28 protein-coding genes are annotated in these 26,070 nt (G+C 68.0%); 13 read left to right on the forward strand and 15 right to left on the reverse strand.

The window, feature by feature from the left end:
- Window positions 1-25: 25 nt before the first annotated feature.
- Genes BLS40_RS07225 through BLS40_RS07235 form a run of 3 tightly spaced genes read left to right on the forward strand, consistent with a single transcriptional unit; the run spans window position 26 to window position 2,188 of the window.
- Complete coding sequence (locus BLS40_RS07225) at window positions 26-757, forward strand: GntR family transcriptional regulator (protein ID WP_092152222.1); 732 nt, start codon at window positions 26-28, stop codon at window positions 755-757.
- A gap of 15 nt (window positions 758-772) precedes the next feature.
- Window positions 773-1,840, forward strand: a complete 1,068-nt coding sequence (locus BLS40_RS07230) for a septum formation family protein (protein ID WP_172808011.1) — start codon at window positions 773-775, stop codon at window positions 1,838-1,840.
- 3 nt (window positions 1,841-1,843) lie between these two features.
- Window positions 1,844-2,188 (forward strand): metallopeptidase family protein, encoded by a 345-nt coding sequence (locus BLS40_RS07235; RefSeq protein ID WP_092150651.1) that lies wholly within the window; start codon window positions 1,844-1,846, stop codon window positions 2,186-2,188.
- A gap of 4 nt (window positions 2,189-2,192) precedes the next feature.
- On the opposite strand, the gene BLS40_RS07240 is transcribed toward BLS40_RS07235, so the two are convergent.
- Both BLS40_RS07240 and pheA read right to left on the reverse strand, forming a co-directional pair.
- A complete protein-coding gene (locus BLS40_RS07240; protein ID WP_092150654.1) occupies window positions 2,193-2,804 on the reverse strand; it encodes a histidine phosphatase family protein in 612 nt (203 codons plus the stop codon).
- On the reverse strand, window positions 2,805-3,713 hold the full coding sequence (gene pheA / locus BLS40_RS07245) for a prephenate dehydratase (protein WP_092150657.1): 909 nt from the start codon (window positions 3,711-3,713) through the stop codon (window positions 2,805-2,807). It abuts the gene before it with no gap.
- 16 nt (window positions 3,714-3,729) lie between these two features.
- Between pheA and BLS40_RS07250 the strand changes: the two genes are divergently transcribed.
- Window positions 3,730-4,455 (forward strand): CPBP family intramembrane glutamic endopeptidase, encoded by a 726-nt coding sequence (locus tag BLS40_RS07250; protein ID WP_092150660.1) that lies wholly within the window; start codon window positions 3,730-3,732, stop codon window positions 4,453-4,455.
- 10 nt (window positions 4,456-4,465) lie between these two features.
- Complete coding sequence (locus tag BLS40_RS07255) at window positions 4,466-5,710, forward strand: LCP family protein (protein ID WP_092150663.1); 1,245 nt, start codon at window positions 4,466-4,468, stop codon at window positions 5,708-5,710.
- A gap of 88 nt (window positions 5,711-5,798) precedes the next feature.
- On the opposite strand, the gene BLS40_RS07260 is transcribed toward BLS40_RS07255, so the two are convergent.
- From BLS40_RS07260 to BLS40_RS07275, 4 genes are all read right to left on the reverse strand, one after another.
- Window positions 5,799-7,319, reverse strand: coding sequence for an alanine/glycine:cation symporter family protein (locus BLS40_RS07260; RefSeq protein WP_092150666.1), 1,521 nt, complete (start codon window positions 7,317-7,319; stop codon window positions 5,799-5,801).
- Between the two features lie 158 nt (window positions 7,320-7,477).
- The gene (locus BLS40_RS07265) at window positions 7,478-8,902 is read right to left on the reverse strand and encodes an amino acid permease (protein ID WP_092150669.1); all 1,425 of its coding nucleotides are present in this window, start codon (window positions 8,900-8,902) and stop codon (window positions 7,478-7,480) included.
- Between the two features lie 22 nt (window positions 8,903-8,924).
- Window positions 8,925-9,842, reverse strand: a complete 918-nt coding sequence (locus BLS40_RS07270; RefSeq protein WP_092150672.1) for a DUF5926 family protein — start codon at window positions 9,840-9,842, stop codon at window positions 8,925-8,927.
- An 11-nt stretch (window positions 9,843-9,853) separates the two neighbouring features.
- Window positions 9,854-10,660, reverse strand: coding sequence for a glycerophosphodiester phosphodiesterase family protein (locus tag BLS40_RS07275; protein ID WP_092150675.1), 807 nt, complete (start codon window positions 10,658-10,660; stop codon window positions 9,854-9,856).
- Window positions 10,661-10,761: 101 nt separating this feature from the next.
- On the opposite strand from BLS40_RS07275, the gene BLS40_RS07280 reads away from it, so the two are divergent.
- The gene (locus BLS40_RS07280) at window positions 10,762-12,687 is read left to right on the forward strand and encodes an alpha/beta-hydrolase family protein (RefSeq protein ID WP_231908415.1); all 1,926 of its coding nucleotides are present in this window, start codon (window positions 10,762-10,764) and stop codon (window positions 12,685-12,687) included.
- Window positions 12,688-12,692: 5 nt separating this feature from the next.
- Here BLS40_RS07280 and msrA read toward each other — a convergent pair whose 3' ends face one another.
- The gene (gene msrA, locus BLS40_RS07285; RefSeq protein ID WP_092150681.1) at window positions 12,693-13,334 is read right to left on the reverse strand and encodes a peptide-methionine (S)-S-oxide reductase MsrA; all 642 of its coding nucleotides are present in this window, start codon (window positions 13,332-13,334) and stop codon (window positions 12,693-12,695) included.
- Between the two features lie 120 nt (window positions 13,335-13,454).
- On the opposite strand from msrA, the gene BLS40_RS07290 reads away from it, so the two are divergent.
- Together BLS40_RS07290 and BLS40_RS07295 are read left to right on the forward strand one after the other, a co-directional pair.
- Complete coding sequence (locus tag BLS40_RS07290) at window positions 13,455-14,057, forward strand: superoxide dismutase (RefSeq protein ID WP_092152224.1); 603 nt, start codon at window positions 13,455-13,457, stop codon at window positions 14,055-14,057.
- 119 nt (window positions 14,058-14,176) lie between these two features.
- Window positions 14,177-15,322: an MFS transporter gene (locus BLS40_RS07295; RefSeq protein WP_092150684.1), complete on the forward strand. Its 1,146-nt coding sequence runs from the start codon at window positions 14,177-14,179 to the stop codon at window positions 15,320-15,322.
- On the opposite strand, the gene BLS40_RS07300 is transcribed toward BLS40_RS07295, so the two are convergent.
- Window positions 15,294-16,796: a TM0106 family RecB-like putative nuclease gene (locus tag BLS40_RS07300; RefSeq protein WP_231908416.1), complete on the reverse strand. Its 1,503-nt coding sequence runs from the start codon at window positions 16,794-16,796 to the stop codon at window positions 15,294-15,296. The two genes, BLS40_RS07295 and BLS40_RS07300, sit on opposite strands and share 29 nt — an antisense overlap.
- A gap of 45 nt (window positions 16,797-16,841) precedes the next feature.
- Here BLS40_RS07300 and BLS40_RS07305 point away from each other — a divergent pair, with 45 nt between their 5' ends.
- Window positions 16,842-17,486, forward strand: a complete 645-nt coding sequence (locus BLS40_RS07305; RefSeq protein WP_092150686.1) for a DUF6474 family protein — start codon at window positions 16,842-16,844, stop codon at window positions 17,484-17,486.
- Here the strand turns inward: BLS40_RS07305 and BLS40_RS07310 are convergent.
- A complete protein-coding gene (locus tag BLS40_RS07310; RefSeq protein ID WP_092150689.1) occupies window positions 17,483-18,121 on the reverse strand; it encodes a response regulator in 639 nt (212 codons plus the stop codon). The two genes, BLS40_RS07305 and BLS40_RS07310, sit on opposite strands and share 4 nt — an antisense overlap.
- On the reverse strand, window positions 18,118-19,368 hold the full coding sequence (locus tag BLS40_RS07315; RefSeq protein ID WP_092150692.1) for a sensor histidine kinase: 1,251 nt from the start codon (window positions 19,366-19,368) through the stop codon (window positions 18,118-18,120). The genes BLS40_RS07310 and BLS40_RS07315 overlap by 4 nt, the downstream gene beginning before the upstream one ends.
- On the opposite strand from BLS40_RS07315, the gene BLS40_RS07320 reads away from it, so the two are divergent.
- From BLS40_RS07320 to BLS40_RS07330, 3 genes are read left to right on the forward strand one after another with little or no spacing between them, the layout of a single operon-like run.
- Window positions 19,367-19,933: a DUF2020 domain-containing protein gene (locus tag BLS40_RS07320; protein ID WP_092150695.1), complete on the forward strand. Its 567-nt coding sequence runs from the start codon at window positions 19,367-19,369 to the stop codon at window positions 19,931-19,933. The genes BLS40_RS07315 and BLS40_RS07320 overlap by 2 nt on opposite strands.
- Window positions 19,930-20,916, forward strand: coding sequence for a TIGR00730 family Rossman fold protein (locus BLS40_RS11230; protein ID WP_092150698.1), 987 nt, complete (start codon window positions 19,930-19,932; stop codon window positions 20,914-20,916). The genes BLS40_RS07320 and BLS40_RS11230 overlap by 4 nt, the downstream gene beginning before the upstream one ends.
- The gene (locus BLS40_RS07330) at window positions 20,916-21,884 is read left to right on the forward strand and encodes an SGNH/GDSL hydrolase family protein (RefSeq protein WP_092150701.1); all 969 of its coding nucleotides are present in this window, start codon (window positions 20,916-20,918) and stop codon (window positions 21,882-21,884) included. Before BLS40_RS11230 ends, BLS40_RS07330 begins: the two co-directional genes overlap by 1 nt.
- Window positions 21,885-21,889: 5 nt before the next feature.
- Here the strand turns inward: BLS40_RS07330 and BLS40_RS11085 are convergent, their stop codons facing one another.
- Both BLS40_RS11085 and BLS40_RS07340 read right to left on the reverse strand, forming a co-directional pair.
- Entirely contained in the window at window positions 21,890-22,042 is a 153-nt protein-coding gene (locus BLS40_RS11085) for a hypothetical protein (protein WP_092150704.1), read from the reverse strand.
- Window positions 22,043-22,843, reverse strand: coding sequence for a class E sortase (locus BLS40_RS07340; protein WP_092150707.1), 801 nt, complete (start codon window positions 22,841-22,843; stop codon window positions 22,043-22,045). It lies immediately after the preceding gene.
- A gap of 51 nt (window positions 22,844-22,894) precedes the next feature.
- On the opposite strand from BLS40_RS07340, the gene yidC reads away from it, so the two are divergent.
- Entirely contained in the window at window positions 22,895-24,010 is a 1,116-nt protein-coding gene (yidC, locus tag BLS40_RS07345) for a membrane protein insertase YidC (RefSeq protein WP_092150710.1), read from the forward strand.
- Here the strand turns inward: yidC and BLS40_RS07350 are convergent.
- The 3 genes from BLS40_RS07350 to BLS40_RS07360 form a co-directional block, all read right to left on the reverse strand.
- Entirely contained in the window at window positions 24,007-24,639 is a 633-nt protein-coding gene (locus BLS40_RS07350) for a TetR/AcrR family transcriptional regulator (protein ID WP_092150713.1), read from the reverse strand. The two genes, yidC and BLS40_RS07350, sit on opposite strands and share 4 nt — an antisense overlap.
- A gap of 134 nt (window positions 24,640-24,773) precedes the next feature.
- Window positions 24,774-25,034: a GlsB/YeaQ/YmgE family stress response membrane protein gene (locus tag BLS40_RS07355; protein WP_092150716.1), complete on the reverse strand. Its 261-nt coding sequence runs from the start codon at window positions 25,032-25,034 to the stop codon at window positions 24,774-24,776.
- A gap of 105 nt (window positions 25,035-25,139) precedes the next feature.
- On the reverse strand, window positions 25,140-26,048 hold the full coding sequence (locus BLS40_RS07360) for a universal stress protein (protein WP_092150719.1): 909 nt from the start codon (window positions 26,046-26,048) through the stop codon (window positions 25,140-25,142).
- Window positions 26,049-26,070 lie beyond the last annotated feature (22 nt).

Below are 26,070 nucleotides of genomic sequence, written 5' to 3' on the forward strand. Positions count from 1 at the left end.
AACCACCGGGAGTATGATTTCCCGCATGCACATTTCCGACGGAGCCGTCCCCAAACACGCGCAGCTGCGCGCCATCCTGGAGGACATGTGCGACACCGAGCTCAAGCCGGGCGACCCTTTGCCCGGCGAACGAGCCCTGGAGGAGTGCTACGGGGTCAGCCGCATCACCGTGCGCCGCGCGATCGGCGACCTGGTGGCCGCCGGCCGGCTGCGCCGCGTGCGCGGCAAGGGCACCTTCGTCGCGCCCAGCCCGCTGGTCAGCCGGCTGCACCTGGCATCGTTTTCCGACGAGATGGAGGCCCAGCGGGTCGTCGCCAGCTCCCGCATCCTGCTCTCAGGCCGCGCGGCCCCGCCCGAATTCGTCTCCGAGTTCTTCGGCACCGACCCTTCTACCGCCCACATCCACCTGCGCCGCCTGCGGCTCGGCGACGGCGAGCCCTACGCCATCGACGATGCCTGGTACAACGGCACCCTCGTGCCCGACCTGCTGGAAAACGACGTGTACAAGTCGGTGTACACGCTGCTCGAGCAGGACTACGGCCTCGGCATCACCGAGGCCGACCAGACCGTCAGCGCGGTCACCGCGAGCGAGGCCAACGCCTCGCTTCTCGACGTCTCCCCCGGCGCGGCCGTCCTCCACATCGTGCGCTACGCCCGCAGCGGCAGCCAGAGCGTCGAGCTGTGCTCCTCGGTCTACCGCAGCGACCGCTACCACCTGACCACCCGGGTGGCACGCTCAACCGAGCACACGCAGTAAGGCACAATAGTTCGCATGGTATCTACCGCAGCAAGCGTGCGCTCCGTCCTGCTCGCCGTCGTGGCGGGTGCGGTGGCGGCGGGCTCCTACACGTTCGTCGCCGCGTCGGCGGGCTCCTCCCCGGCGACGTCGGCGCAGGCGTCGACAAGCGCGGGCGCGACCACGGCAACCTCCACCCAGCCGGGTGAGGAAGGCGCGGTGGCCCCGTTCACCACGGCCGACCAAGGCGCGTGCCTGACCTGGCAGGTCGCCGACGACGGGACCATCTCCGGCTTCGAGCAAACCGACTGCACCCAGGAGCACCGCTTCGAGGTCTCCACCCGCGAAGACCTCGCCGCCTTCCCCTCCTCCGAGTTCGGTGCGGACGCGGCGATGCCCAGCCAGACCCGCCAGGCCCAGCTGCGCGAGGAGCTGTGCGGGGCGTCGACCGTGAACTACCTCGAGGGCGTCTACGACCCGAACGGGCGCTACTCCATCGCCTCCATCCTCCCGCCGGCGGACGCGTGGGAGCGCGGCGACCGCACGATGCTGTGCGGTCTCCAGGTCACCGACTCCACGGGCACCCCGGTCGTGACCACCGGGCGTGTGGCCGAGCAGGACCAGGCCCGCGTGCTCGAGCCCGGCCAGTGCGCCGTGACGGACGCATCCAACGCCCTGCGCATGGTCGAGTGCGGCGAGCCCCACCACCTGGAGGTCACCTCGGTGGTGTCCATGGCGGAGACCTTCCCCGACCACACGCCGAGCGTGGAAGAGCAGGATACCTATCTCGGGGACGTCTGTACCGCCGCCGCCCACGACTACCTCGGCGGGGAAGAGAACCTCTACCAAACCGCGCTGCAGCCGTTTTGGACCACGCACTCCCCGGCCGCCTGGGAAGGCGGCAGCCGCAGCGTGAACTGCGCCCTCGTCTACGCCAACAACGGTCAGTTCGCCACACTGACCGGGTCCGCGAAGCAGGGCCGCGACGGTTTGCGTATCGACGGCAACCCGCCCCCCGAGCGGCCCGAGCGCCGCCCCCTGCGCGAGAACCCCGCGAACAACGCCCCCGTCGCCTCGGCGAACCAGGAACCGGGCGCACAGTAAGCGATGCTTTCCACCCAGGAGGAGTTCGAGGGCATGATCAATGACGCCCTCAACGACATCCCGGAGCGATTCGCCCGCGCGATGACGAACCTCGTCGTCCTCGCGCGCGACTTCAATCCGGAGGAGCCCACCATGCTCGGGCTGTTCGAGGGAGTGCCGCTGACTGAGCAGCACGCCAACCACGCCGGATTCCTCCCCAACGCGATCTTCCTCTACAAAGACGCCCACGAGGCGGTGTCCGCGGACGTGGGCGAGCTCCGCGAGCAGGTGCGCATCACCGTGTTCCACGAGGTCGGCCACTACTTCGGGTTCGAGGAGCACCAGCTCCACGAGCTCGGGTGGGGCTAAGCCCCTAGCTCAGCGGGTACGTTCCCCACTGCTCGACGCGCCAGGAGCCGAACTCGCCTTGCGGGTCGATCACCACGTAGTGGCAGTTCGGCAAGTACGCCTGCTCAGCGAAGTCCGGGTCGACGTCGGTGGCGTTGGCGGCGAACGCGCGGATCGCCCCGCCGTGGGAGACCACAACGGTGTCCCCCTCACGGGATACAGGGGTTATAAGGGGCTCGACCGCCGTGCGGTAGCGGGTGAGGAAAACGTCGAGGGAGTCGCCACCGTCGATAAGCGAGTCCAGCTTGCGCCGGTAGAAGCCGCGGAACGCGCCGTGGTAGGCCTCGTGGGCCTCGCGCGTGTTCATCATTTCCCAGCGCCCGGCCTGGACTTCGTGGAGCCCGTCGAGGGCGGGGATGGACTCGAAGTGCTCGCCGAAGGCGATCTCCCCGGTCTGCCGCGCGCGCAGCGCCTGCGAGGTGACCACGCGCGCGGGAGAGAAGCGCTCCATGATCTCGGCGCCGGCGTCGCGCGCCTGGGCGCGGCCGAGGTCGGTCAATTCCGCGCCGGGCAGGGCGGTGTCGAGGTGCCGGCCAACATTCGAGGTGGTTTGGCCATGCCTGAGCAGAATCAGCATTTATGCTCCTTCCCGGGCCGAGTCGACCCACTCTTGCGCGGCCCGCAGCCGGGCGGCGTTATCCCTGGTCCGTGCCGCGCCCGACCCCTTCGCCCGAGGCCACGAACCGAGGAACGTGATCTGACTGGCCCGCAGGTACAGGCTGCGCAGCGCCTCGTAGACGGGGATGTCGTCGATGTGTCCCACGAGGTCCACGAAAAAATTGTAGGTGTTGCGCTCCGCGCGCGTCGGGCGGGACTCAATGCGGCTCAAGTCCACGCCGCGGTAGGCGAATTCCTGCAGGGCGCCGACCAGGGTGCCGGGCTCGTTGGGTAGCTGGAACACCACGAAGGTGCGGTCGTTGCCCGTGCGCGCCGGCGGCGCCCCGGTCCGGCCGGCCAGCACGAAGCGGGTGCGGGCCGCGGTGATGTCGGCGACGCGGTCGGCGTGGACCTCCAGGCCGAAAAGCTCGGCCGCCCGGCGCGGGGCCGCCGCCACGTCGACCTCGCCGTGCGCGACGAGCTCGGCCGCCGCCGCGTTGGACGCCGCCGCCTTATACTCCGCGCCGGGCACGTTGGCCGCCATCCACTTCTTCACCTGCTGGTAGCCCACGGGGTGGGTGGCAAACGTCGCGGCATCCTCCAGCGAGGCGCCGGGGCGCGTCATGATGGCGAAGGAGATCTCGAGCTCGGTCTCGCCGTAGATCTGGATGCCGGGGGATTCGATCAGCGCGTCGGTGGTCGAGGTCACCGCCCCGTCGACGGAGTTCTCGATGGCCACAACAGCCCACCGCACGCGGCCGTCGCGCACGGCATCCAGCGCTTCGGCGGGCGAGGCCACGGGCACCAGCTCCACGTCCGCAAGCCCGAACTCCCCCACCGCCTGCTCTGTAAACGTGCCGTGCGGACCAAGGAATGCGACGCGGTTCATGCCTTAAAGTTACTGCATGCGCACCACGCCCGAGCGGATCCGGCTGGAGATCCTCATCGTCTTAGCCGTCACCTTCGGCCTGTCCGGGGTGCGCTCGATTCTCAGGCTTATCGACGCCCTCGCAGCCGCCCCGGCCCTCAACGAACAGCAGGTCACTCTCAACGACACCACCTCGACGGTCACGTGGCTGGACCTGGCGCTGCAGCTGTGCTCCGCGGGCATGCTGTTCGCGTGGGGCGCGCTCGCCCTGTTCCTCCTCGGCCAGCGCCTGGCACTCCCGCGCGTGGGCGATTGGGGGCGCGGGGCGGTGCTCGCGGCCGTGATCGGGCTGCCCGGCCTGGCGCTCTACGTCGTCTCCCTGCACTTCGGGTGGACGAAGGAAGTGGTCCCCGCCACCGAGGCGGTGCAGGTGCCCACGCTTCTGCTGTGGTCCTTCGCCAACGCCTTCGGCGAGGAGGTCGTGGTGGTGATGTGGTTTGTCACCCGCCTACGCCAGCTGGGCTGGGCGCCGTGGGCGGCGATCGCCGCGTCCTCGGTGTTGCGCGGCAGCTACCACCTGTACCAGGGGGTTTCCGCCGGGTTCGGCAACATTGTCATGGGGGTGGTCTTCGGCGCGTATTACCACCGCACCGGCAAGGTGTGGCCGCTGATACTCGGCCACTTTCTCATCGACGCGTTCGCGTTCGTCGGCTACCAGTACCTCGACTTGTCGTGGCTGGGGCTAGGCACACGCGCTGGGTAAGCTTTCGACCATGCCAACGACTCCTCACTCGAACGACCCGAGGGACAACCTGGGCGACTACCTGCTGGGCAAGGACGGCAAGCCCATCGTGGACCGCTACGGTCGCCCCGTCCGCCGCAGGGCCGCGCGCGTCGAGCGAGTCGAGCGGCCTGTGGAACGGCCTGCAGACAGGCCTGTGGAACGGCCCCGCCAGTACGTGCCGCCGCAGGAGACGCGCCAGTACGAGCCGCGCCGCACGCCTCAGCGCCCCGCGAACACGCAGCGCCCGCCCGTGCGCCGTCCGCGCCGGGCGGAACCCGCGCCGATGGCGGTGTCGCGCTCCCGCGTCGCCGCCCCTGCCCCCGCGCCCGTGGCGCGCAGGCGCAGGAAAGCCCCGGGCTGTGTCGCCGTGCTCGCCCTCCTCCTTGTCATCGTCGTCGCCGCAGTACTGCTTGCCGACGCCCGCCTCAACCGCGTCGACGCCCTGCCCGATCAGCGCATCGGCAACACCGCGGGCACCAACTGGCTGCTGGTCGGTTCCGATTCCCGCTCCGGGCTCAGCGAGGAGGACATCGCGCGCTACGGCACCGGGGGCGATCTGGGCGTCGGGCGCACCGACACGGTCATGCTGCTGCACCTGCCGCTATCCGGCCCCGCGACCCTGGTCTCCATCCCGCGCGACTCCTATGTGGAGGTGCCCGGGTACGGGATGGACAAGATCAACGCCGCCTTCGCCTACGGCGGGCCGAAGCTGCTGGCAGAGACGGTGGAGCACAACACGGGCTTGCGCGTGGACCGCTACATGGAGATCGGCATGGGAGGCCTCGCCGGGGTTGTCGACGCCATCGGCGGGGTGGAGATCTGCGTCGTCGAGCCGATCGACGACCCGCTGGCCAACCTCAACGTCGCACCCGGCTGCCAGATGATGGACGGGGCGACCGGGCTGGGATACGTGCGCACCCGCGCCACCGCGCTGGGCGACCTCGACCGCGTCGGGCGCCAGCGCGAGTTCCTCAGCGCTGTCGTGGACAAGGTCACCTCGCCGGCGGTGCTGGCCAACCCGTTCCGCGTGATCCCGCTGATATGGGCAGCCCCGGAGCTGTTCACCGTGAACAAGAACGACCACATCTGGAACCTGGCCCGCGTCGCCCTCGCGATGCGCGGCGGGTTGCAGACCGAGACGGTGCCGCTCGGCGGGTTCGCCGACACTGAGGTGGGCAACGTCATGCTGTGGGACGACGCCGGCGCTGAGGCGCTGTTCGCCTCGCTGCGCTAAACCGCGGAGGGCAGGCCCGGAAGACCTCAGCGCTAAAATCGCCCGAAAAACGGCCCGAAAATACGCTGAGGTCTTCCGCTTTAGCTGATCAACGCGCCTGCCACGTCCCCGCGGCGACCATGTCACGCTTGCGCTGCTCCCAGAAGTCGGCGCCGCGGATGCCCAGTGCTTCCGGGTCGAACTGCGGGTCGAGGCCGGCCTTCTTCTGCCGGCGGTAGTCCCACAGGCACTTCAGCGCCGGGCCCTGAATGACCAGGATGGCCAGGATGTTCAGCCAGGCGGTGGTGCCCACGCCGATGTCGCCGAGCGCCCAGGCCGTGCCCGGGGTGGTGGTCGCGCCGACAAAGACGGAGACGAGGATCAGGGCGCGCAGCACCCAGATCATCGCCCGGCGCGCGGTGTCGTTGTGCACCCAGCGGTTGAGGTAGGCGAAGTTGACCTCCGCCAGGTAGTAGTACGCCAGAACGGTGGTGAACGCGAAGAACGCGATCGCGAGCGCGACGAAGGAGGGGCCCACGCCCGGCGCGACGGTGTTCATGCCCTCCTGGACAAATCCGGGTCCGACCGCGATGCCGTCGGCAAGCGAGCCCGCGTAGCGCACCGCGCCGTCCTCCGACTGGTCCTCGAACACCTTGTACATGTCGGTGGAGATGATGATGAAGGCGGTGGCGGAGCAGACGAACAGCGTATCGACGTACACCGCAAACGCCTGCACGAATCCCTGCTTGGCCGGGTGGGAGACCTCGGCGGCCGCGGCGGACTGCGGGCCGGTCCCCTGGCCCGCCTCGTTGGAGTAGATGCCGCGCTTGACACCCCACATAATGGCGGCGCCGAGCATGCCGGAGAACATGGCCTCCCGGTCGAAGGCGGAGCGGAAGATCAGTCCGAAGACCTCGGGGATTTCGTTCACGTTGGCCAGCATGATCCAGATGGAGGCCAGGATGTAGAACACCGCCATCACGGGAACGACCAGGGAGGCGAAGGTGGCGATGCGCTTGACGCCGCCGATGATGATGACGCCCAGCAAGGCGACCATGACGATAGCTGAGACCCAGGTGGGTACGGCCCAGGCGTTGTTGACAGCTGCGGCCACGCCGTTGGCCTGGATGCCGGGCAGGAAGTAGGACGTGGCCAAAATCATGCAGACCGCGAAGATAACGGCGTAGACCAGTGCGAAGGTCCGCGCGCGGGTGTGTGCGCCGGCGCGCTCAATGTAGAAGGCCGGGCCGCCGCGGTATTCGCCGGTGTCGCGGTCCTTCTCCTTGTAAATCTGCGCCAGGGTGCACTCCACAAACGACGTGGCGGAACCGAGCAACGCCATCACCCACATCCAGAACACCGCACCGGGCCCGCCGAAGGCGATCGCCGTGGCGACGCCGGCGACATTGCCCACGCCGACGCGCCCGGCGAGCGAAATCATCAGCGACTGGAACGAGGAAATGCCGGACTCGGACTTCTCGCCCTGCACGATCTGCTTGAGCATGTCGGGGATGCACCGGATCTGCAGGAACAGGGTGACAATGGTGAAGTAGGCGCCTGCTCCGAGGCACAAGTAGACGAGCCAGTTCGACCAGATCAGGCCGTTGAGTGTGTCGATGAACCCTTCCATGGCGGGCACCTCCCGGGAGATTCATAAGCCTCTCCCGCTTAGCGACGATGCACCGCGCCGGAAAGACCTTACGTGTCAGGTTGAATGTTGCGGTTCATCTTAGGCTATATACCTGTCGCTTGAAAGGCACTTTGCGGAGAAATTGCGCACACCGGGTGCTATTGGCCCTGAGCTGCGGGAACGTACCCGCCCGGGACCGGGTCGTCCACGCCGTCGATGCGGTTGCGACCGGTGAGGTAGTACAAGGCAACGCAGCCGATGCTGAAGACCATGCCCACGGCCAGCGGCACCCGGAAGTCCGGCAGCCACGCCATCACCCCGAAGGTGAACAGGATGAATGCGATGGCGAAGTATTGGCCGTACGGCCACAGGGGTACCCGGTATGCCAGTGAGGTTACATCCTGGGGCGTCATGTGGCGTCGAGAAGCAAGATGCGCGAGCAGAATCATCAGCCAGACGAAGACGGTGGCAAACGTGGCCAGCGACGCGACCACGGCGAAGACGGACTCCGGAATCAGCGCGTTGAGCACCACGCCGACCACGAGCACACCGAGCAAGATGAGCGTCGTCATCACCGGCACACCCCGAAACGTCTTTGTCATCGCGGCCGGCGCGAGACGCTGGGTGGCCAGGCCCGAGAGCACACGGCCCGCGCCGAAAATGTCGGCGTTGATGGCCGAGAGCGCGGCGGTGATCACGATGACGTTGAGCAGCGCCGCCGCCCAGTTCACGCCGAGCGCGGTGAAGATCTGCACGAACGGGGACTCGTCGCCGGTGATCGTGTGCCACGGGTTGATCATGAGGATGATCAGGATGGACAGGACGTAGAACAGCAAAATGCGGGCCGGCACCGTATTAATCGCCGTGGGGATCGCGCGGGACGGGTCCTCCGCCTCGCTGCCGGCCACGCCGATGATCTCCGTGCCGCCGAAGGCGAAGAGCACGAGGATGAAGGACGCGACCATGCCGGACACCCCGTTGGGGAAGAACCCGCCGTGGTTGACCAGGTTCTGCGGGCCGGTGGTCTCGGCCGCGGACAAGCCGAAAACCAGCACCGCGGCGCCGGCGAGGATCATGGCGACCACGGCGCCGACCTTGACAATGGTGAACCAGAATTCAAGCTCGCCAAAGACGCGTGTTGACGCCACATTGGCCGCGCCGACCACCAGCAACGCCACCACGATCCACACCCAGCGGGAGACGTCCGGGAACCAGAAACCCATGTAGATGCCGATCGCCGTGAGGTCCGCGAGCGCGACGATGATCATCTCGAAAGCGAACATCCAGCCGGTGAGGAAGCCGGCCGCGCCGCCGAGGTGGGCGCGGGTGTACTCGGCGAAGGAGCCGCGCACCGGGTGTCGCACCGCCATCTCGCCAAGAGCGCGGAGCATGAAGTACACCACCGCGCCACCCAAGAGGTAGACCAGCAGCACGGACGGGCCAGCCGCCTGAATGGCACCGGCGGAGCCATAGAACAGCCCGGTGCCAATGGCGGAGCCGAGCGCGATGAAGTGGAGGTGGCGCGAGGTAAGCCCGCGCGGCCGGTCGTGGGCCGGAGCCCCACTGGGCTGAGTTGTTGTCATAGACGGGAAGTCTAGGACACGCTTAAATCGTCACCTGGCGCGAATTGATGTTGTCCAGCTGCTTGCGCTCCTCGGCGGACAGCTGGGCGTCGTTTGCGTACTCGGCGGCGATCTTCGCCTCCAGCTCCTCCAGCGCGCCGGCGTAGGTAGCGGCGTCGACGGACGGGTCGACGTCCCACACCGGAACCACGACGCCGTGCGTGCGAAACGCCCCGGCGAACTTGCTGCCCTCGCCCACGTGCAGCTCGCCGCGGGCGGCGATGCGCGCCAAGGCGACGAGTATCTGGCTCTCGTTGTCGTCCGTGCGCACCCAGCGGATGTGGCCCTTGCCGCCGCCCGGGTTGACCCACCAGACGGAGCCGGGAACGTCGGCGGTGATCTGGGTGGATGGAATCACCGCGTCATTGGCGCGCGCCAGCGCCTGCTGCACCTCCGCCGGCACCACGGCATCGGCGGTAAACCACCAGGAGAAGTCCTGGTGTTCGGTGATGGACAGCGTCGCGGAGGCGTCGATAAGCGAAGAAAGCTCGGGCTGGGTGCCGTCCGCGACGGTCGACTGGAGTGACTGCCCCGGCTCGGCGCCAAGCACCCAGCTCAGCGCGTACGCCAGGTCGCGGCCGGGGTTCTGGGAATGCGACCCCACCTGCAGGGCGACGAAGCGCTCGCCGCCGTCGGCCGCGGAGCGTCGCAAAGCGGCGCCCGCGCCGGGAAGCACCGTCACAAGATTCACCAGCTCGCCGCCGGCCTTCACCTGGGCCACGGCAGAAGGGACGAACTCCTGCAGGGCGATGAGGTCCGCCTCTGCGGCCAGGCCGGCGTACGGGCGGGGGTCCTTGGCCAGCGCCTCGCGCTCGGCGGCGCGGGCGGCGAGCTTGGCCTGGCGGCGGCTCATGCCCTCCGGCAGGTCGGCCTCTTGCTTCTTGCGGTTCTTCTTTGCCATGGGCCGTAATGCTACCCGACCAGCGGGGCGGCGCCGCCCTGCGAGGGAGAAGCGGCGAACGTGTCCAGCGCCAGGTGCGGCAGGTCGGTGGCGAAGACATCCACCCCGTTGTCGCGGCACCACAGCATCTGCTTCGGCAGGTTCACCGTCCACGTGTACGTCTTGAGCCCCCTAAACCCCAGCAGCTCCGTCTTGGACTGCAGGTGGGAGATGGCCGGGCCCACGCCGTAGGGGCGCGAGAGCATGCGGTTGCCCTTGTTCCACTTCTTCTCCCGCAGGCGGAAGAGGTAGAACGTCTCCAGCTCGGGGGCGAACTCGGTGAAGTAGCGCATCGCGCGGTGGGAGAATGAGATCAGGTGCACGCGCTCGGACTCGCGCAGGCCGGCGTAATGCAGCACGCGCAGGGTCTGCTCGTCCACCTCCGGGCCGTAGCGGGTGGGGTGCTTCGTTTCCACGTAGATGTGCTTGTCGGGGTGGTCCTGCATGAGTTCGAGTAGCTCCGCCAGGCGCAGGATGCGCTGCGGGTTGTCCTTCGTTCCCGCGTTGAGCGTGCGCAGCTCCGACCAGTCGCTCGCCGAGACCCTGCCGCGGCCGTTCGTGGTGCGGTTCAGAATCGGGTCGTGGAACACCACCAGCTGGTTGTCCCTGGTCAAGCGCACGTCGCACTCGATGCCGTGGATCGGCAGCTTCAGCGCCTCGTCGAACGCCTGAAAGGTTTGCTCCGGGTAGAGTCCCGACGCCCCGCGGTGCGCCACGATGCGTGGCTCGGTGCGCGGTTTACGGTGGTGAGCTGCGGTGCTCCTCGTCAGGATGGTCACGACTGTTTAACCTACAACCGCTCGGACGGTTCCGCGACCGGAGAAAGACCGGAGCACGCCCGGCGCTGCGGGGCCGGCCGCCTTTTGGAACAATGCTCTCTATGCCCCTGCACCTGCCGCGGTTCCCGCTCGCCGACACCCTGCGCTCCCGCGCACACACCTCCCCGACGTTGGATGAGGCGATTCAGAACGCGAGGGGCCGCTTCACGTTCAGCAGGCACGGCATTTTCACCGTCCCGCTCATGGTGGTCGAGGTCTGGGCGGATCTCACCCCGGGGCTTCGCCTGCGGGGCTTGCGCAGGCTGCCCAAGAATTACGGGCCCGGCATGCTGGGCGCCGAGGTGGCCACGTGGGGCGCGGTCTCCCCGTCTCTGCTGCCGCACAGCTGGTGGGCCGTCGCGGCCAACGTCGCCATTTGCCAGGGCGTCGGCCACGCCGCGGGCAACGTGATCAACCAGACCGTCGCGCGCGGGGTGCGCTCGAGCGGCGCGGTGCGCGATGAGAGGGTGGGCCGGTACGCCAACACGGCGCTGCACTGGGTGATGAGCGCGGCCACCGTGGCCACGTTCATCCAGTCCGCCCACCGCCACGCCACCCAGGTGGGCATGGTGGAGGGCGACAACGAGTTCACGGTCACTGAGTCCCTCATCGGCATCACCGTGGGCACCCTGGGCTACGGGGCGATCCTGGCCGTCGGCGAGGCCCTGCAGTCGGTGGTGGACACCGCCGCGGAGCTGCTCGGAAAAAAGCTTCCCCCGGTGACGTCGTGGCCGCTGGCGGTGCTCGCGGCCGGTTCACTCGTTACCGTGTTCACCGACAGGCTGGTCATCCGCAGTTTCTTCGCCCGCGCCTACAAGCGGGCCGAGCAGTTAGATCGCGAGTTCTTGCCGGGCGCGGACAGGCCCACCGAGCCGGAGCGCGCAGGCTCCATCCACTCCGAGGAGAGATGGGCCACGATAGGCCGCCAGGGCCGGGCGGTCGTTGCGGGAGGCCCGCGGCGGCGCGACATCGAGCTGGTCTTGCGCGAGCGGGCGAAAGAGCCCATCCGGGTCTTCATCGGGCTTGACGACGACCGCTCCTATGACGACATGGTCTCCGCCGCCCTGCGCGAGATGGACCGGACGGATGCGTGGTCCCGGGGCCACATCGCCGTCATGTCCGCCGCCGGCACCGGGTGGATCAACGACTTCCTCACCTCGGGCTTCGAGTTCATCGGCCGCGGGGACACCGCCATCGTGGCGATGCAGTACTCCTACCTGCCGTCGGCGTTTTCCTACCTCGCGGACCACGAGTCCCCGGTGCGGTCCTCGCGCCTGCTCATCGAGGCGATTCGTGCCAGGTTGCTCGACATCCCCGAAGACGCCCGCCCGAAGCTGTACGTCGCTGGCGAGTCCCTCGGCGCCTACGGCGTGACCGACGCCTTCACCAGCATCGACGAGTTCCTGGGCGGCGTGGCCGGCGGGGTGTTCACCGGCGTGCCGGGGTTCGCGCGCAGCCACTCCGAGCTCACGCGGGGCCGCGACGAGGGCAGCCCGCAGCGCCTGCCGATTGTCGACGGCGGGCGGCACATCCGCTTCGTCGCCCACCCGAGCCACATCACCCACGACTTCGAGGGCAAGCCCTATGCGAATGCGTGGGAGGAACCGCGCGCGGTGTTCGCTCAGCACGCGTCGGACCCCGTGGTGTGGTGGGACTGGAAGCTGATTTTCCGGGTGCCCGACTGGCTCAAGGAGCCGGGGTCGCGCGGTGTGCCCGCTCCCCCCGCACAGCACCTCGACGTCCCGGATACCCTGCGGTGGGCACCGTTCATCACCTTCTGGCAGGTCGGGGTGGATCAGTTGGCATCGCAGGGGTTTCCATCACCCCACGGGCACAACTACCACGACGAGACGGTTGCGTACTGGTCGGCGGTGATGGGCAGCGGCGACTCCCCGGAGCGGCTAGAGGATATCTCCAACTGGATCCACCGCGACGCCACCAAGCTGCGCCGTCCCCCCGGCGGCTTCCGCAACCGCCACAGCTACTAGCTGCACTAAATACCGCAGGGGATTCCGGTGGAGTGGTGCGGGCAGTAGCCGTTGGGCACCTTGTGCAGGTACTGCTGGTGCTCGTCCTCGGCGAGGTAGTAGTCAACCCCGGAGCGCACCTCGGTGGTGATCGGTCCCAGCCCCGCTTCGGCGAGCTGCGCGCCGTACTGCTCCACCCAGCCGCGGACCTGCTCGGCCTCTTCCTCGGTATCGGTGTAGAACGCGGAGCGGTACTGCGTGCCCACGTCGTTGCCCTGCCGGTAGCCCTGGGTCGGGTCGTGCGCCTCCAGGCCGGCGCGCACCAGGTCCTTCAGGGTCACCTTCTCGGGGTCGTAGACCACCTCGACCAGCTCGACCTGGTTGGTCATGCCGCTGCATACTTCGCCGTACGTCGGGTTCGGGGTGATGCCACCGCCGTAACCCACCGAGGTCGACTCAACCCCGTCCATTTGCCAATACATCTTCTCTACGCCCCAGAAGCAGCCGAGTCCGATGAGGACCCGCTTCTGCCCCTCGCGCCACGGTCCGGTAATCGGCGTGCCCAGCACCGCGTGCGGCTTGGGCCGTGCGAGAACCGGTTCCGTGCGTCCAGGCAGAGCGCGTTGCCCATCGACGAGTTCGGGGCGGCGTCCAATCAAAAATCCCATACACCCACCAACGAGGTGTCGTGCGCTTTTGTTCCCTGCCGCCCGTCGGCGACCCGTCCCGGAATTTTTCCCTATCATGGGACACGTAACTCAAAACCAATCGAAAGGACGATGGTAATCATGGCTGTTTACGAGCTTCCTGATCTGCCCTACGCTTACGACGCACTCGAGCCGCACATCTCGGCCGAGATTATGGAGCTGCACCACACCAAGCACCACGCCAACTACGTCAAGGGCGCCAACGCCGCGCTCGAGGCCCTCGAGGCGGAGCGCGCTGGCGAGGCTAACCCGGACACGCTGCGCGCGCTGTCGAAGAACCTCGCCTTCAACCTGGGTGGCCACACCAACCACTCCATCTTCTGGAAGAACATGGCGCCCAACGCCGGTGGCGCCCCGACCGGTGAGATCGCCGACGCCATCAACCGCGACTTCGGCTCCTTTGAGAAGTTCCAGGCGCACTTCGAGGGTGTCGCCAACGGCCTGCAGGGCTCCGGCTGGGCAGTCCTGGGTTATGACCACATCGCCGGCCGCCTCATCATCCAGCAGATGACGGACCAGCAGGGCAACATCTCCGTGGACTTCACCCCGGTGCTCATGCTCGACATGTGGGAGCACGCCTTCTACCTGCAGTACAAGAACGTCAAGGCTGACTACGTCAAGGCGTTCTGGAACGTTGTCAACTGGGATGACGTGAACGAGCGCTACACGGCGGCAGCTAAGTAGCCTTAAAGCCCCGGCTTTCTCTCAAGGGCCCCCGCCCCGGCACGATGCGCCGGCGGCGGGGGCCTAAGCTTGTCTGTGTGGAAAAGGGCAGCAGGCAGTACAGGCGTGCGACGCTTGCCATGCTGGCCGTGGGGCTAGCCATCTTCAACTCGCTCTACGTCACCCAGGCGCTGCTGCCTGTCCTGACCGCAGAGCTGGGCGTGGCGCCGTCGACCGCGGCGCTGACCGTCTCCGCAGCGACGGGGGCGCTGGCGTTGTGCGTGGTGCCGCTGTCAATCCTCTCGGAAAAGTACGGCCGCGGGCGCATCCTCATCATCTCCGCGCTGGCGGCGACCCTGATCGGCGTGGCGCTGCCGCTCGCCCAGACGGCGGGCCAGCTCATTGCCCTGCGCGCCCTGCAGGGGGTGATGATCGCCGGGGCGCCCGCGGTGGCGATGACGTGGCTGTCGGAGGAGCTGGACAACAAGGACGTCCCCGGCGCCATGGGGCTCTACGTCGCCGGCACCTCGGTGGGCGGGCTCACGGGGCGCCTGATCCCCTCCGCGGTGCTCGAGTTCGCCTCCTGGCGCTGGGCGCTGCTCATCTCTTCGCTCTTCGCGGTGGCGCTCGCCGTGGCGGTGGCGGTGCTTCTGCCCCCGCAGCGCAACTTCACGCCGAAGGAGTCGATCAACCCGGCGGCGGAGGCTCGGGCGGCGCTGTCCCACCTGCGCAACCCCAGTCTGCTCGGGCTGTACGCCACCGCTTTTCTGGGCATGGGCGTGTTCGTGTCCATGTACAACTACTTCGGTTACCGCGCGACCGACCACTTCGGGCTCCCCGCGTCGTTGGCGGGTCTGGTCTTTGTGATGTATTTGTCGGGCACGTGGTCGTCTGCACGCGCGGGCGCGATGGTGGGCCGGTACGGCAGCGGCCGGGTGGTGCTGGCGGGCGCGGCGCTCATGTTGGCCGGCGCGCTGGCCGCGGCGAGCTCCCTGCTGGCGGTGGCGCTGGCCGGCCTGTTCGTGTTCACCGCGAGCTTCTTCGCCCTGCACTCGACCGCCTCGGGGTGGGTGGGCCTGATTGCGGACCACGACCGCGCCGAGGCGTCCAGCCTGTACCTGTTCGCCTACTACATGGGGTCCTCCATCATCGGCGCCGCCACGGGCGCGGCGTTCGAGTCGCTGCCGTGGTGGGGGTTCATCGCCGTGCTGGCCGCCTTGTTGTTGCTGCTCGTGGCCGTCGCCGCCGGGCTGGCGCTCAAGGAGAGAGCTCGGAGAGGAGCCTGAGCCCGGGCGCGCCCGCGGACAGGAATTCGCGCACCGCACGCGTGGCGCGGCAGTCATCCTCGTTGTAGCGCAGCAGCATCTCCCGCGCCGCCGCGTCCCCCAGCCGCGCCGCGCGCCGCAGGGCGACGGAGCGCTCCCCGTCCACGTCATCGTCCTCCCACGCGAAGCCGACGACTGGGCCGAGCACCTTCAACCCCAGCCCGTCGGTGCCCACCAGCTGGTGCCGGACATGGGCGAACACGTCGACCCACTCCTCGGACGCGATGAACTCGCGCACCTCGCGCTCGTCCACCGAGCTAAAGCGGCGCGCCGAGGATTTCAGCCAATGGTTCTCCCCGCCGGAGGCGTAGCAGTAGGCGGCGAACGTCTTGCCCGCGGCGTGGGCCGCGGCGCGCACGCCGGTGAGCCACTCCCAGAAGTCGGCGAAGTTCGCCTCCTCCCACGCGCCGCCGACCTCGTCCCAGGTGGCGAAGGCGCGGTACGTCTCCCCGTCGAAGGTGCCCCACAGGTAGGCGCCTTGGTCCAGGTAGGCCTCCATGTCAATGTCGATTTCGACGTCGGCCCGGGGGACGGAGGTCGTTTCTGTGCGTTTGAGCACCCCGATGCCCTGGCGCCAGGCGTTGGCGATGGCGGAGGGTTCGCCCACGCGGGCGTCGATAAGCGCCTGCACCGTCTCAATCCCCCGCTCGCGCAACCCGTCCGCGCGGCCGCCGGGGAGGACCAGCGAGATGTCGTCCATTTCCTCCAGCCGCGGCTCGCACAGCGGCCAGAAGCGGCAGGATGCGCATTGCTTCAGGCGGCGCGGCTCGGTCGGGACGGGCGCGTTGAGGGCCTCGATCAGCGGCGGCACGAAGCGCTCCACCGGGGTGAGGTAGGCCCGGGAGCGGTCCTGGCCGACGAGGGCGGCGCGGCCGTCGGCACGCTCGCCGAGCAGCAGGTGAGCCATGGCGAGGCGGTAGCCGTCGGCGGTGTGGTGGCGCAGCTTGGCGCCCGTGGCCAGCGGGGACCCCAGCGAGAGGCGGTGCGTGGGCACGAAGAGGAGCTTCTCGCTTGTCGACGCCCGCGCGACGCGGTGGTTCGACACCATGACCGGCATGTACGTGCGTTCGCCCGTCTCTGCGCGCACGAGGACATCGATCTCCGCCAGGATCTCCACCCCGGCGACGGCGCCGGTGAGCACGGCGTTGGTGATCAGGTGCGCGCCGGCCTTCATCGCGGCCCGGGTGCGCCGCTCCGACTGGGCAATCGGGTCGGTCGGGTCGAGGTCGACCCGGGTGAACGCCTTTCCGCGGCCGTCGCCCAGCGCCCGCTCGACGGGCAGCGCCGAGAACACGGCGGCGCGGCCCGCGTCGATCTGCGGTTGCCGGGCCACGGCTTCGGGCAGGGGCGGCACGTCCGGGTGCGCCAGGCGCTGGCGCAGGCGGTAGCGGCACCCCACCAGGTCGGACGCGCGGATCAGATCAATTTCGCTCACAGCGTCGCCAATCTTATCGTCCGCCAGCCAGGTAAGGTGGGTCACATGGGAATCATCGAAACGATCCGCAAGAACCGCGCGAAGACGAAGGCGGAAATCAAGGCTGCCGAGGTCCGGGCTCGGCAACTGGCCAAGAACGAGGCGAAGCAGGAGCGCCGCACCGCGAAGCTGCTGGAGAAGGCCGAGAAGCGCCTGATCAATGAGGAGAAGAAGGGCCTCAAGCGAAAGCGCAAGCACGAGAAGAAGCTCGCCGAGACCCACCTCAAGCGCATTGAGCAGTCGGGCCTGACGCAGAAGAAGGCCAAGAACTACGTCGGCGCCGCCCGCGTCCTTATCCCCGTGCTGCTGCCGCTGGCGTACAAGGCCATGACCTCGTACCAGCAGCGCCGCATCGAGTCGCGAGCGTCCTCCCTCGGCCTGAGTTCCCAGGACCTCTCGCGCTACTCCGGCCGCGGCGCCGAGCTGCGGGCCCGCATTGACGCGCTGCGCGGCCGCACCGACAAGCTGCACGACGATTCCGCCCTGTCCTCCAGCTTTATCAAGGACGTCGAGGTCCGCCTCGACGAGCTGGAGCAGGCAGTGCGCAACGCCGAGCGCCTCAACCCGGAGCAGCAGCGCCTCGCCCACATGTCCATTGAGAAGGAGCTCAATGACGTCACAGGTGAGATCCAGGAGAAGTCCAGCCGCTAGAGCACTCCCCGCTCCCGCGCCGACGCCACCGCCGACGTGCGCGAGCGCACCCCCAGCTTGTCGTAGATGTGCACGAGGTGGCTCTTCACCGTCGCCTCCGACAGCATCAGCTCGAGGCCGATCTCGCGGTTCGACGCGCCCGAGGCGACATGCTGGAGGACCTCGAGCTCGCGCGGAGTGAGAGAGAACTTGGGGGCTCGGTCGCGCGTTTCCAGGCGGGTGCGCACGACCGGGGACAGCGCCACGTCGCCGCGGGCGGCGGAGCGCACCGCCGCCACCAGCTCCGCCGGCGGCGCGTCCTTGAGCAGGTAACCCACCGCGCCGGCCTCGATAGCGCCGAGGATGTCGGCGTCCGTGTCGTAGTTGGTCACCACCAGCACCTGGGGCGGGGTGTCCATCGTGCGGCGGATCTCGGCGGTGGCCTTCGCCCCCGTGGTCACCTTCGAACCTTCGGCGCCGGCGCCGAAACGCAGGTCCATGAGGACGACGTCGATGCCGCCGGCCTGCGCCGTCGATATCGCCCCCTCGGCGGTGGCCACCTCGCCGACGACCATGATGTCGTCCGCCTCCTCCAGCACGGCGCGGAGGCCGAGCCTGACAATCTGGTGGTCGTCCGCCAGCAGCACCCGAATCATTCGCCCTCCTCCATCTTTCGATTGATATTACCCGGCACCGCCACGGAGACCGCGGTCGGCCCGCCTGGAGACGACTCCACCACGAGCTCCCCACCCAACTCCTCGGCCCGCGAGCGCATGGCGTTTAGCCCGATGTGGCCCAGCCCGGTCGGCTCGCTGCTCGCCTCCTCCGGGGTAAAGCCGCGCCCGTTGTCCACCACATCGAGGCGCACCTCGTTGGGGCTGTAGGTCAGCGTGACGCGGATTTTCGACGCGCCGGAGTGCTGCACCGCATTCGACACCGCGCCCTGCGCGATGCGCAGCAAACCGGCCTCGCTGCGCATCGGCAGCACCGCCGGCTCCCCGTCCGATTCCACTTCGATCTGGGCGCCGCCGGCCTGCGCGTAATCCTGCGCGATCCGCTCCAGCGCCCGGTGCAGGGACGCCTCCGTCAGCGGGGCCGGGGTGAGCGCGGCGATCATCGCGCGCGTTTCCGCGAGGTTGTTCGACGCCGCCCGGCGCGCCGTCTCAATGCGCCGTCTCGCGGGCGCGAGCTCCGACTCGCTGAGCCCGGTTGCGCCCAGGTCTCGGTCCGCTGCGTGCAGCAGCATCTGGATGCTGGACAACCCCTGGGCCACGGTGTCGTGGATCTCGTGCGCCAAGCGCTCGCGCTCCTGCGCCACGCCGGCCTGGCGCTCCGTGGCCGCGAGTTGCTTGCGCGTGGCCAAAAGCTCGTCGATAAGCGCCTCCCGCTCCTTGCTCACGCGCTCGATGGTGGTGAACGCGTAGTTGGTGGCCATGACCACCAGCGCGGCGAGGACCGGGCCGATGACGCTGCCGACGGTGAGCCCGGTGGGCACCTGGGCGCCGATGGCGATGCCGAGCCCGAGGACGACCCAGACCACACCCCGCCAGTCGTTGAAGGTGCGCAGGTAGACAAAAAAGAGGATGAACACCCAGTACACCGCCAACGGGGTGACCATCATGTCGGCGATCCACAGACCCGTCATGGCCATCAGCCACCCCGCCTGCGACACTCTGCCCCAGCGCGGCATCTCCACCAGCCCGTAGAACAGGAGGAAGGAAAAGCCCGTGACCAGAACGATGTGCAGCAGCGCCGAGTTCAACGGCATGCGCACGAGCGCGGCCAGCGAGATGAGCAGCAGCGACACCGACAGCACGGTGATCCCGGTGTCCAGCGCGTTTTTGCCGTGGGACTCGTTGCGGCCCGCCGTCTCCCCGCCCACCACAACTAATCTGGAGCTCATGCGCTTTACCCTACCCAGAGCCGCCGCGGCGCTCGTAGCCGTCGGCTTCCTCGCCGGCTGCTCCGCGGACGAGCCCGCCCAACCGCCCACTCCCGTCGGAGAAGCCGTCCCCGCCCTCGATCAGGGCTTGCCTCACGACGCCCTGCCGGACGCTTCACCCGACCCGGCGGGGGCGTGCCCGTACCTGGATGCGCCATGGGTCGCGGAGGCGAACGGGCAGCGGGTGACAGCCGTCGGGGTCGACCAGCGCTTCGACACCCCCGCGTGCGTGTTCTGGTCCTACCAGGATGCTCCCCAGCTGACGGTGCTGGTGCGGCACATGCCCACCCCGGCAGACGCGATGGCCGTGGTGGATTGGGCGGCGCCGATCGAATACACCGAGCCGGCTAGCGATCCGGAGGGGTGGGACGGCGGGCGCCACGGCGGCGGCGCCGTCCCCGGCCGGGTCGGGGCGGCGTACTCCGTGGCCAAGGGTCCCGTCGCAGTCACCGTGTTCACCGACCAGGACGAGTCGGTCAAGGCTCAGGTTGTCGCGGAGCAAGTAATCACTACCCTGGGGTTGTGACCATCCCCCAGCCCATCCGCGTCGCGGCGCTCGTGCTCCGCGACGCCGCCGGGCGCGTCCTGTGCGTGCGCAAGGTGGGCAGCGGGCGCTTCCAGCTCCCGGGCGGCAAGCCGGAGCGCGGGGAGACGCCGCTGGAGGCGGCGCTGCGCGAGACGCGCGAGGAGACAAGTCTCGACGTCTGCGCTGACGAGGTGGGCTTTCTCGGGGAGTTCGCGGCACCGGCGGCGAATGAGCCCGGTTTCCAGGTCAGCGCGGCGGTCTTTGCCGGTACGGCGGTGTTCGCCAAGGCGCTAGCCGCCGTTCCCGCCACCGCCTCCGGGGAGATCGAGCAGCTCGCCTGGATCGACCCCCACGCCCCGGCCGGTTACGAGCTCGCCCCTCTGCTGTCGGCCGAGGTCTTCCCCGCGCTGCGGGAACGGGAGCTGACCGCGGTGGCGGTGTTCGCTGGGGCGAACCCGGGCACGAACCCCGCAAACCTGACGCTGGCGGACGAGCTCGGCGCGGAGCTGGCCTCGCGCGGCATCACCCTGGTCTACGGGGGCTCGCGCCTCGGCGTCATGGGCCGGGTCGCGACTGCCGTCAGCGCGGCCGGCGGGCAGTCCATCGGGGTGCTCACCCATCGCCTGGCCGGCCACGAGCTGCAGTACGAGGGCCTGACCAGGGTGGAAATGGTGGACACCCTGGCGCAGCGCAAGGCCCGCATGGGCGAGCTTTCCGACGCCATCATCGCCCTGCCCGGCGGTACCGGCACCCTCGACGAATTATTTGACCAGTGGACGGCCCAGCAGCTCGGCTACCACAACACCCCCATCGGCCTGTTGGGCGTGGACTTCTGGTCGCCGTTCGTCGCTATGATCGACCACATGGTTTCCCAGGGGTTCATCCGCCCATCCGACCGCGCCTCCCTTGTTCTATCCAATGACGCAGGCGAGCTTATCGACGCCCTGCGTACCTGGATTCCCCCCGTTCCGAGGTGGATGTGATGCGCCGCTGGGCCGCCGCGGTTGCCGGGCTCCTGGCCTCCTCGTTTGCCCTCTCGGGGTGCCAGTCCGAGCCGATTGACCATGTGGGGACCCACACGTCCGTGGCCCCGCCGCTCGGAGTGGTCCCCACCCTGGACGCCGACCCCACGCGGGTCGAGGCGACAGAGATGGCGCAGGCCATCGACATGGACCCGTCCGACATCCGCGTCTACGTGGCGCTCGGCGACTCGTACGCGGCGATGGGCTCCGCCACGGGAGAGAAGGCGGACCCCAGCTTCTGCGCGCAGTCAAAGGACAACTACCCTAACGAGCTCGCGGGCATGCTGGGCCGTTCGGTCGAATTCGTCGACGCCACCTGCCAGGGCTCGACCACGGCCAACATCGAGGGCCCGCGCGTAGTGCCCGAAGAAGACGTCTCCATCGAGCCGCAGATCAACCAGCTGCGCAGCGACGCCGACCTGGTCACCGTCTCGATGGGCGGCAACGACATCGGCTTCGCCGAGATCGCGCGGTGCATCAACGACATGCTGTCCGGTTCGGACCGCAACTGCGCCGAGGAGTTCGCGCTGCCGCTGGGCCAGGCCATGGCGGAACTGCCGACTAAGCTCACGGACATGCACGCGGCGATCCGCGAGAAGGCGCCCGGCGCGGTCGTCGTCGCCACCGGGTACTCGCCGTTGGTTTCCATGGAGCAGCAGTGCGCCATCACGGATAACATCGGCCGCGAGGGGGTTGAGTGGGCGGTGTGGCTCACGGCCGCCATCAACAACCTCGTCAAGCAGTCCGCCGAGGCCAGCGGGGCCATCTTCGCCCTGCCCGAGGACGTGGAGAGGCACACCACCTGCGCGGTGCCCAAGCAGCGCTGGGTGTCCATCGACGGCACAGACACCAACTCATATCCCGCCCACCCCACGCCGAAGGGTCAGCACGAGATGGCGGAAACGGTCACGACCGTCCTGGGCCGCTAGCCCGCTCACACCACGACGTCGTTGTACGGCATCAGGGTGGACACCCACGGGAATACAACCTCCATGAGCAGGAAGAACACCCCCACCGCACACAGCAGGGCGATGACGGCTTTCACCGCGGTCGGTCCCGGCAGCATGCGCCACAGAGCTTCGTACATCTAGCTCGCCTCCTTCATGGCTGACGGCGGCCCGCCAGCCTTGTCCGTGGTCTCGGTCAAGACCGCGTGGATAATCATGCGCTGCGCGTTGGAGAACTGCGGGTGGCACGTCGTCAGCGTCATAATTCCCTCCGCCCCCGGCGCGACCTCCACGGCCGCGGCGCCGGGAACCGGGTTGAGCACGCTGACGTCGTTGGGCAGCGTGATGTGCCTGCCGAGCACCCCGGAGTAGTCCCCGTCCACCACGCGGTGCGCCACCTCGCCTGCCAGGCACTGCGCCGCTTCCGCGTCGCGGCCGGCTGGATCACCGGCCATGGGGAGAACCCGGTAGGTGACCCAGCTCGTCTGCGTTTCCACCACGATGGCGTCGCAGGCGTCGAGCCGCCCCAGGTCGTTGAAGGGGGCGCCCTTGCCCACCCGGTGGCCGGCGACCGCGAAATTGCCCGGTTGCCCCGGCATCTGCGTGTCCGGGTAGCGCCCGGGACCGGCCAGGAGGTCTTCCTCGTCGACCCCTTCGATGATGGCGAACTGGTAGTCGGATCCGAACGCGGGGATGTACATGCGCGCGAACGCGTCGCCCAGGTCGTGAGTGGTGGCGACGCGCGGGTTGACCCACTGCTGTTCGAGTGATTCCTGGGCGTCGTCCTGCAGTTTGGCGGAGGCGAGGTTGGTCCAGAACGCCTCATAAAACGCGAAGAGCAGCAGAATCACGCCGAGGGTCAGCAGGATCTCCCCCGCGACGTGGCTCGCACTCGCGCGGCGTCTTTCACTGCCTGCGGGTGGCAGCGGTACCGAGGACATGGCCTAACATTAACCCAGTTGCCCGGTCGACCAAACAGGTGGTTTTACCCGATGATTGAAGCCTTTGTCTATCCCGTTTCGGCGGTGATGAAGTTCTGGCACTGGCTCCTCGCCGGCGTCTTCGGCATGGAGAGCTCACCGTCGTGGGTGGCGTCCGTGATTTTGCTGGTGGTGACCATCCGCGGCCTGATTGCGCCACTACAGTGGTATTCCTTCAAAACCAGCCGCCTGCTCGTTCTCATGCGCCCGCGGCTCGCCGCGATCGAGCAGGAGTACTCAGCCGAGGTTTCCGCCGAAAGCATTAAGGCCAAGGAGCAAGCGACCAAGGCTGTGCACAAGGAGTACCAGTACAACCCGTTCGCCGGGTGCGTACCCGCGCTCATCCAGCTCCCGTTCTTCCTGGGCCTCTACCGGCTCTTGTTGTGGATGGCGGTGCCGGCGTCGGCCGGCGGCCGCCCGCTCGGCGTGCTCAGCCCGGCAGAAGTGGAGTCCTTCCGGGAGTCGACGCTGCTGGGGGTTCCGCTGCCCGCCTACATGTCGATGACCCCCGAGCAGTTCGCCCACCTGGGCACGACGCTCAGCGATGTCCGGGCGCTCGCCGTTCCGATGCTGGTCGCCGCCGTGTGCTTCACCACATTCAACATGGTGGTCTCGCAAATCCGCACGCGCTCCACCCTCGAGTGGGGCAACCCGACGGCGCACCGCGTCTACGCTTTCGTGTGGGTGTTGGTTCCGCTGGCCGCCCTCGGCATCACCATCGCGGGGCTCACCGGGCTGGTGCCCATCGCTCTGCTGCTGTACTGGGTGAGTGGCAACTTGTGGACTCTGCTCCAGACCGTCGTTCTCTGGTACCTCGTCGTGCGGGTTTTTCCGCTTGACGACGCCCACCTGACCCACATGTCGGAGGCTAAAGAGGCCGAAATGCTCCGCCGGCGCGGCGAGCGGGAGAAGAAGCGTTCCCGCCGGCGCCGGAAGCTGTCGGCGGTAGCCAACCCGTCGACGCTGCCCGCCGTGCGCCGCGAGCTCCAGGCCGAGAAGGCGGCGGAGAAAGCCGAGAAAGCCGAAGCGAAGGCGGAGAAGAAACGCCGCGCCGCCGAGCGTCGCGCAGCTGTCAAAGAGGCGAACAGGCTCCAGCGCGAGGAGATCCGGAAAAAGCCCCGCTCCTAGATGGAGTAGTCCACCGGCGGCGCGCCGAGGAGCTCCTTGGCAAGCTGCTTGCCCGTCTCCAGGGGCCCCACGTCTCGCAGGAACCGCGCCCCCGACAGCCCGCCTTCGAACAGAATGAGCATCTGGTCGGCTTGGGCGTCGGAGGCGTAGCCATTCTTTGAGGTCAGAAGCTGCGTCATCGTCGAGTGGAGCCACTCGCGGTGCGCGGTCGCCGCGGCCACGATGCGCTGCTCGGACTCAGTCTCTGGGCGCGGATACTCGTTGGCCGCGTTGAGGAAGGGCGAGCCGCGAAAATCCTTCTGCGGCTCCTCCTCGATCGCCATGTCGAAGAAGGCGAGGAGCTTTTCGTCCGGGTCGTGTGTCGCGTCGGCGCGCGCGTGCCACCGGGCACGGTAGTCGTCGTCAAGCTTTTCCAGGTAGGCGATGACGAGGTTATCTTTGGAGCCGAGCAGCGAGTACAGGGAGGCTTTGGCAACATCGGCCTCGCGGAGGATGCGGTCGATGCCGATGACGCGGATGCCTTCCTCGGTGAACAACTTGGTCGCGGCGTCGAGAAGGCGCTGCCGGGGGCTCGGCCTGTTGCGGCGTCGAGCCGGCGCCTTCTTCTTGCTCGCAGATCCCGTTGTCAACCTCTACCCTCTCGTTCTCCATGGGACGTTACTTTCCTCAATCAATATAGACAAACCGGTACGTTCACACCAGTTCGCAGCGAAAACGGCCCCCTCAGTGCCGGTGGCACCGGGGAGGCCGTTGAGCGCGCGAGTTAGCGACGCGAGCCGGTGACTGCGTTAACGATGGTCAGCAGGATAACCGCGCCGATCAGGCAGGTGATGAAGCTCATGAAGATGTTGCTCATCGGGTCATCCATGAACAGGCCGAGCAGCCAGCCGCCGAGAAGGCCGCCGATGATGCCCACGACGATGTTGAGAACGATGCCCATCTGAGCGTCGCGGCCCTTAATCATCGAAGCGATCCAACCAGCGATGCCGCCGATGATGATCCATCCCAAAAATCCCCAAGTCATGATGTATGTCCTTTCAGATAGTTTTCAACAGCGCCTCAATTATCCATGCTTTTCCAAGAATGCGCCACGTTGAACACCTACGGTGAGGTAACGAGTCAACAACAATTAGCTGAGCGGGCGGACCACCATCATGGGGCACGGAGCAGACTGGAGGAGCGCGCGGGAGGTGGAACCCAGAAGCATCCCCTTGAATCCACCGCGGCCGTGCGAGCCGGTGATCAGCAGCTGTGCGCCCTGCGCAGCCTCGGCCAACGCGTGCACCGGGCGATCCCGGGTGATGACCTTGCGGACCTCAACATCCGGGAAACGCTCCTGCAGATCAGCGAGGTAGGAGGTCATCTTCTCCTCCTGCGCCTGCTGCATCGCGAACCAATAGTCGTCGGTGATGGCGTACCCCGCGCCCGGCCCCTGAATAGGGGCATCGACCCACGTGTGCACCGCCACCAGTTCCGCCTGGCGGACGCTGGCTTCCTCGAACGCCACCTCCGTGGCGCGCTGGGAGACCTCGGAGCCGTCAATACCGACCACGACCGGGCCGTACTTGGTCTCGTCGGTGACGTTGTTGTCTTCGCGCACAACAACAACCGGGCACGACGCGTGGGAGACCACGGCCGCGGACACGGATCCGAGAACCATCCCGGAGAGCCCGCCCAGGCCGCGCGAGCCCATCACGATCATGGACGAGTCGTGAGACATCTCCAGGAGCATGTCAATCGGGGATCCCTCGGCGACAGCGTGCCCGATCTTGATGTCGGGGGCCACCGTCAGCGCCAGCTCGCGGGCGGCGTCGACTTTGGCCATCGTTTCGCGCTGCAGGTCGTCGAAAAGCTCCTGCGGGGGAACCATGCCCTCCGCGTAGAGGAACTGGGGCATGGTGTAGCTCGCGGCTAGACGCAGGGGGATGTCGCGCTTTGCGGCCGTGTTGGCGGCCCAGCGCACGGCATTGTCGGAGGCGGGGGAGCCGTCCACTGCGACAACGACGATGTCTTCGTCTTCGCGGTTAGCGCTAGTCATGGGAAACGCCCTTTCGGTAGTC

Origin of the sequence: Corynebacterium mycetoides (assembly GCF_900103625.1) — a bacterium.
Taxonomy (GTDB): domain Bacteria; phylum Actinomycetota; class Actinomycetes; order Mycobacteriales; family Mycobacteriaceae; genus Corynebacterium; species Corynebacterium mycetoides.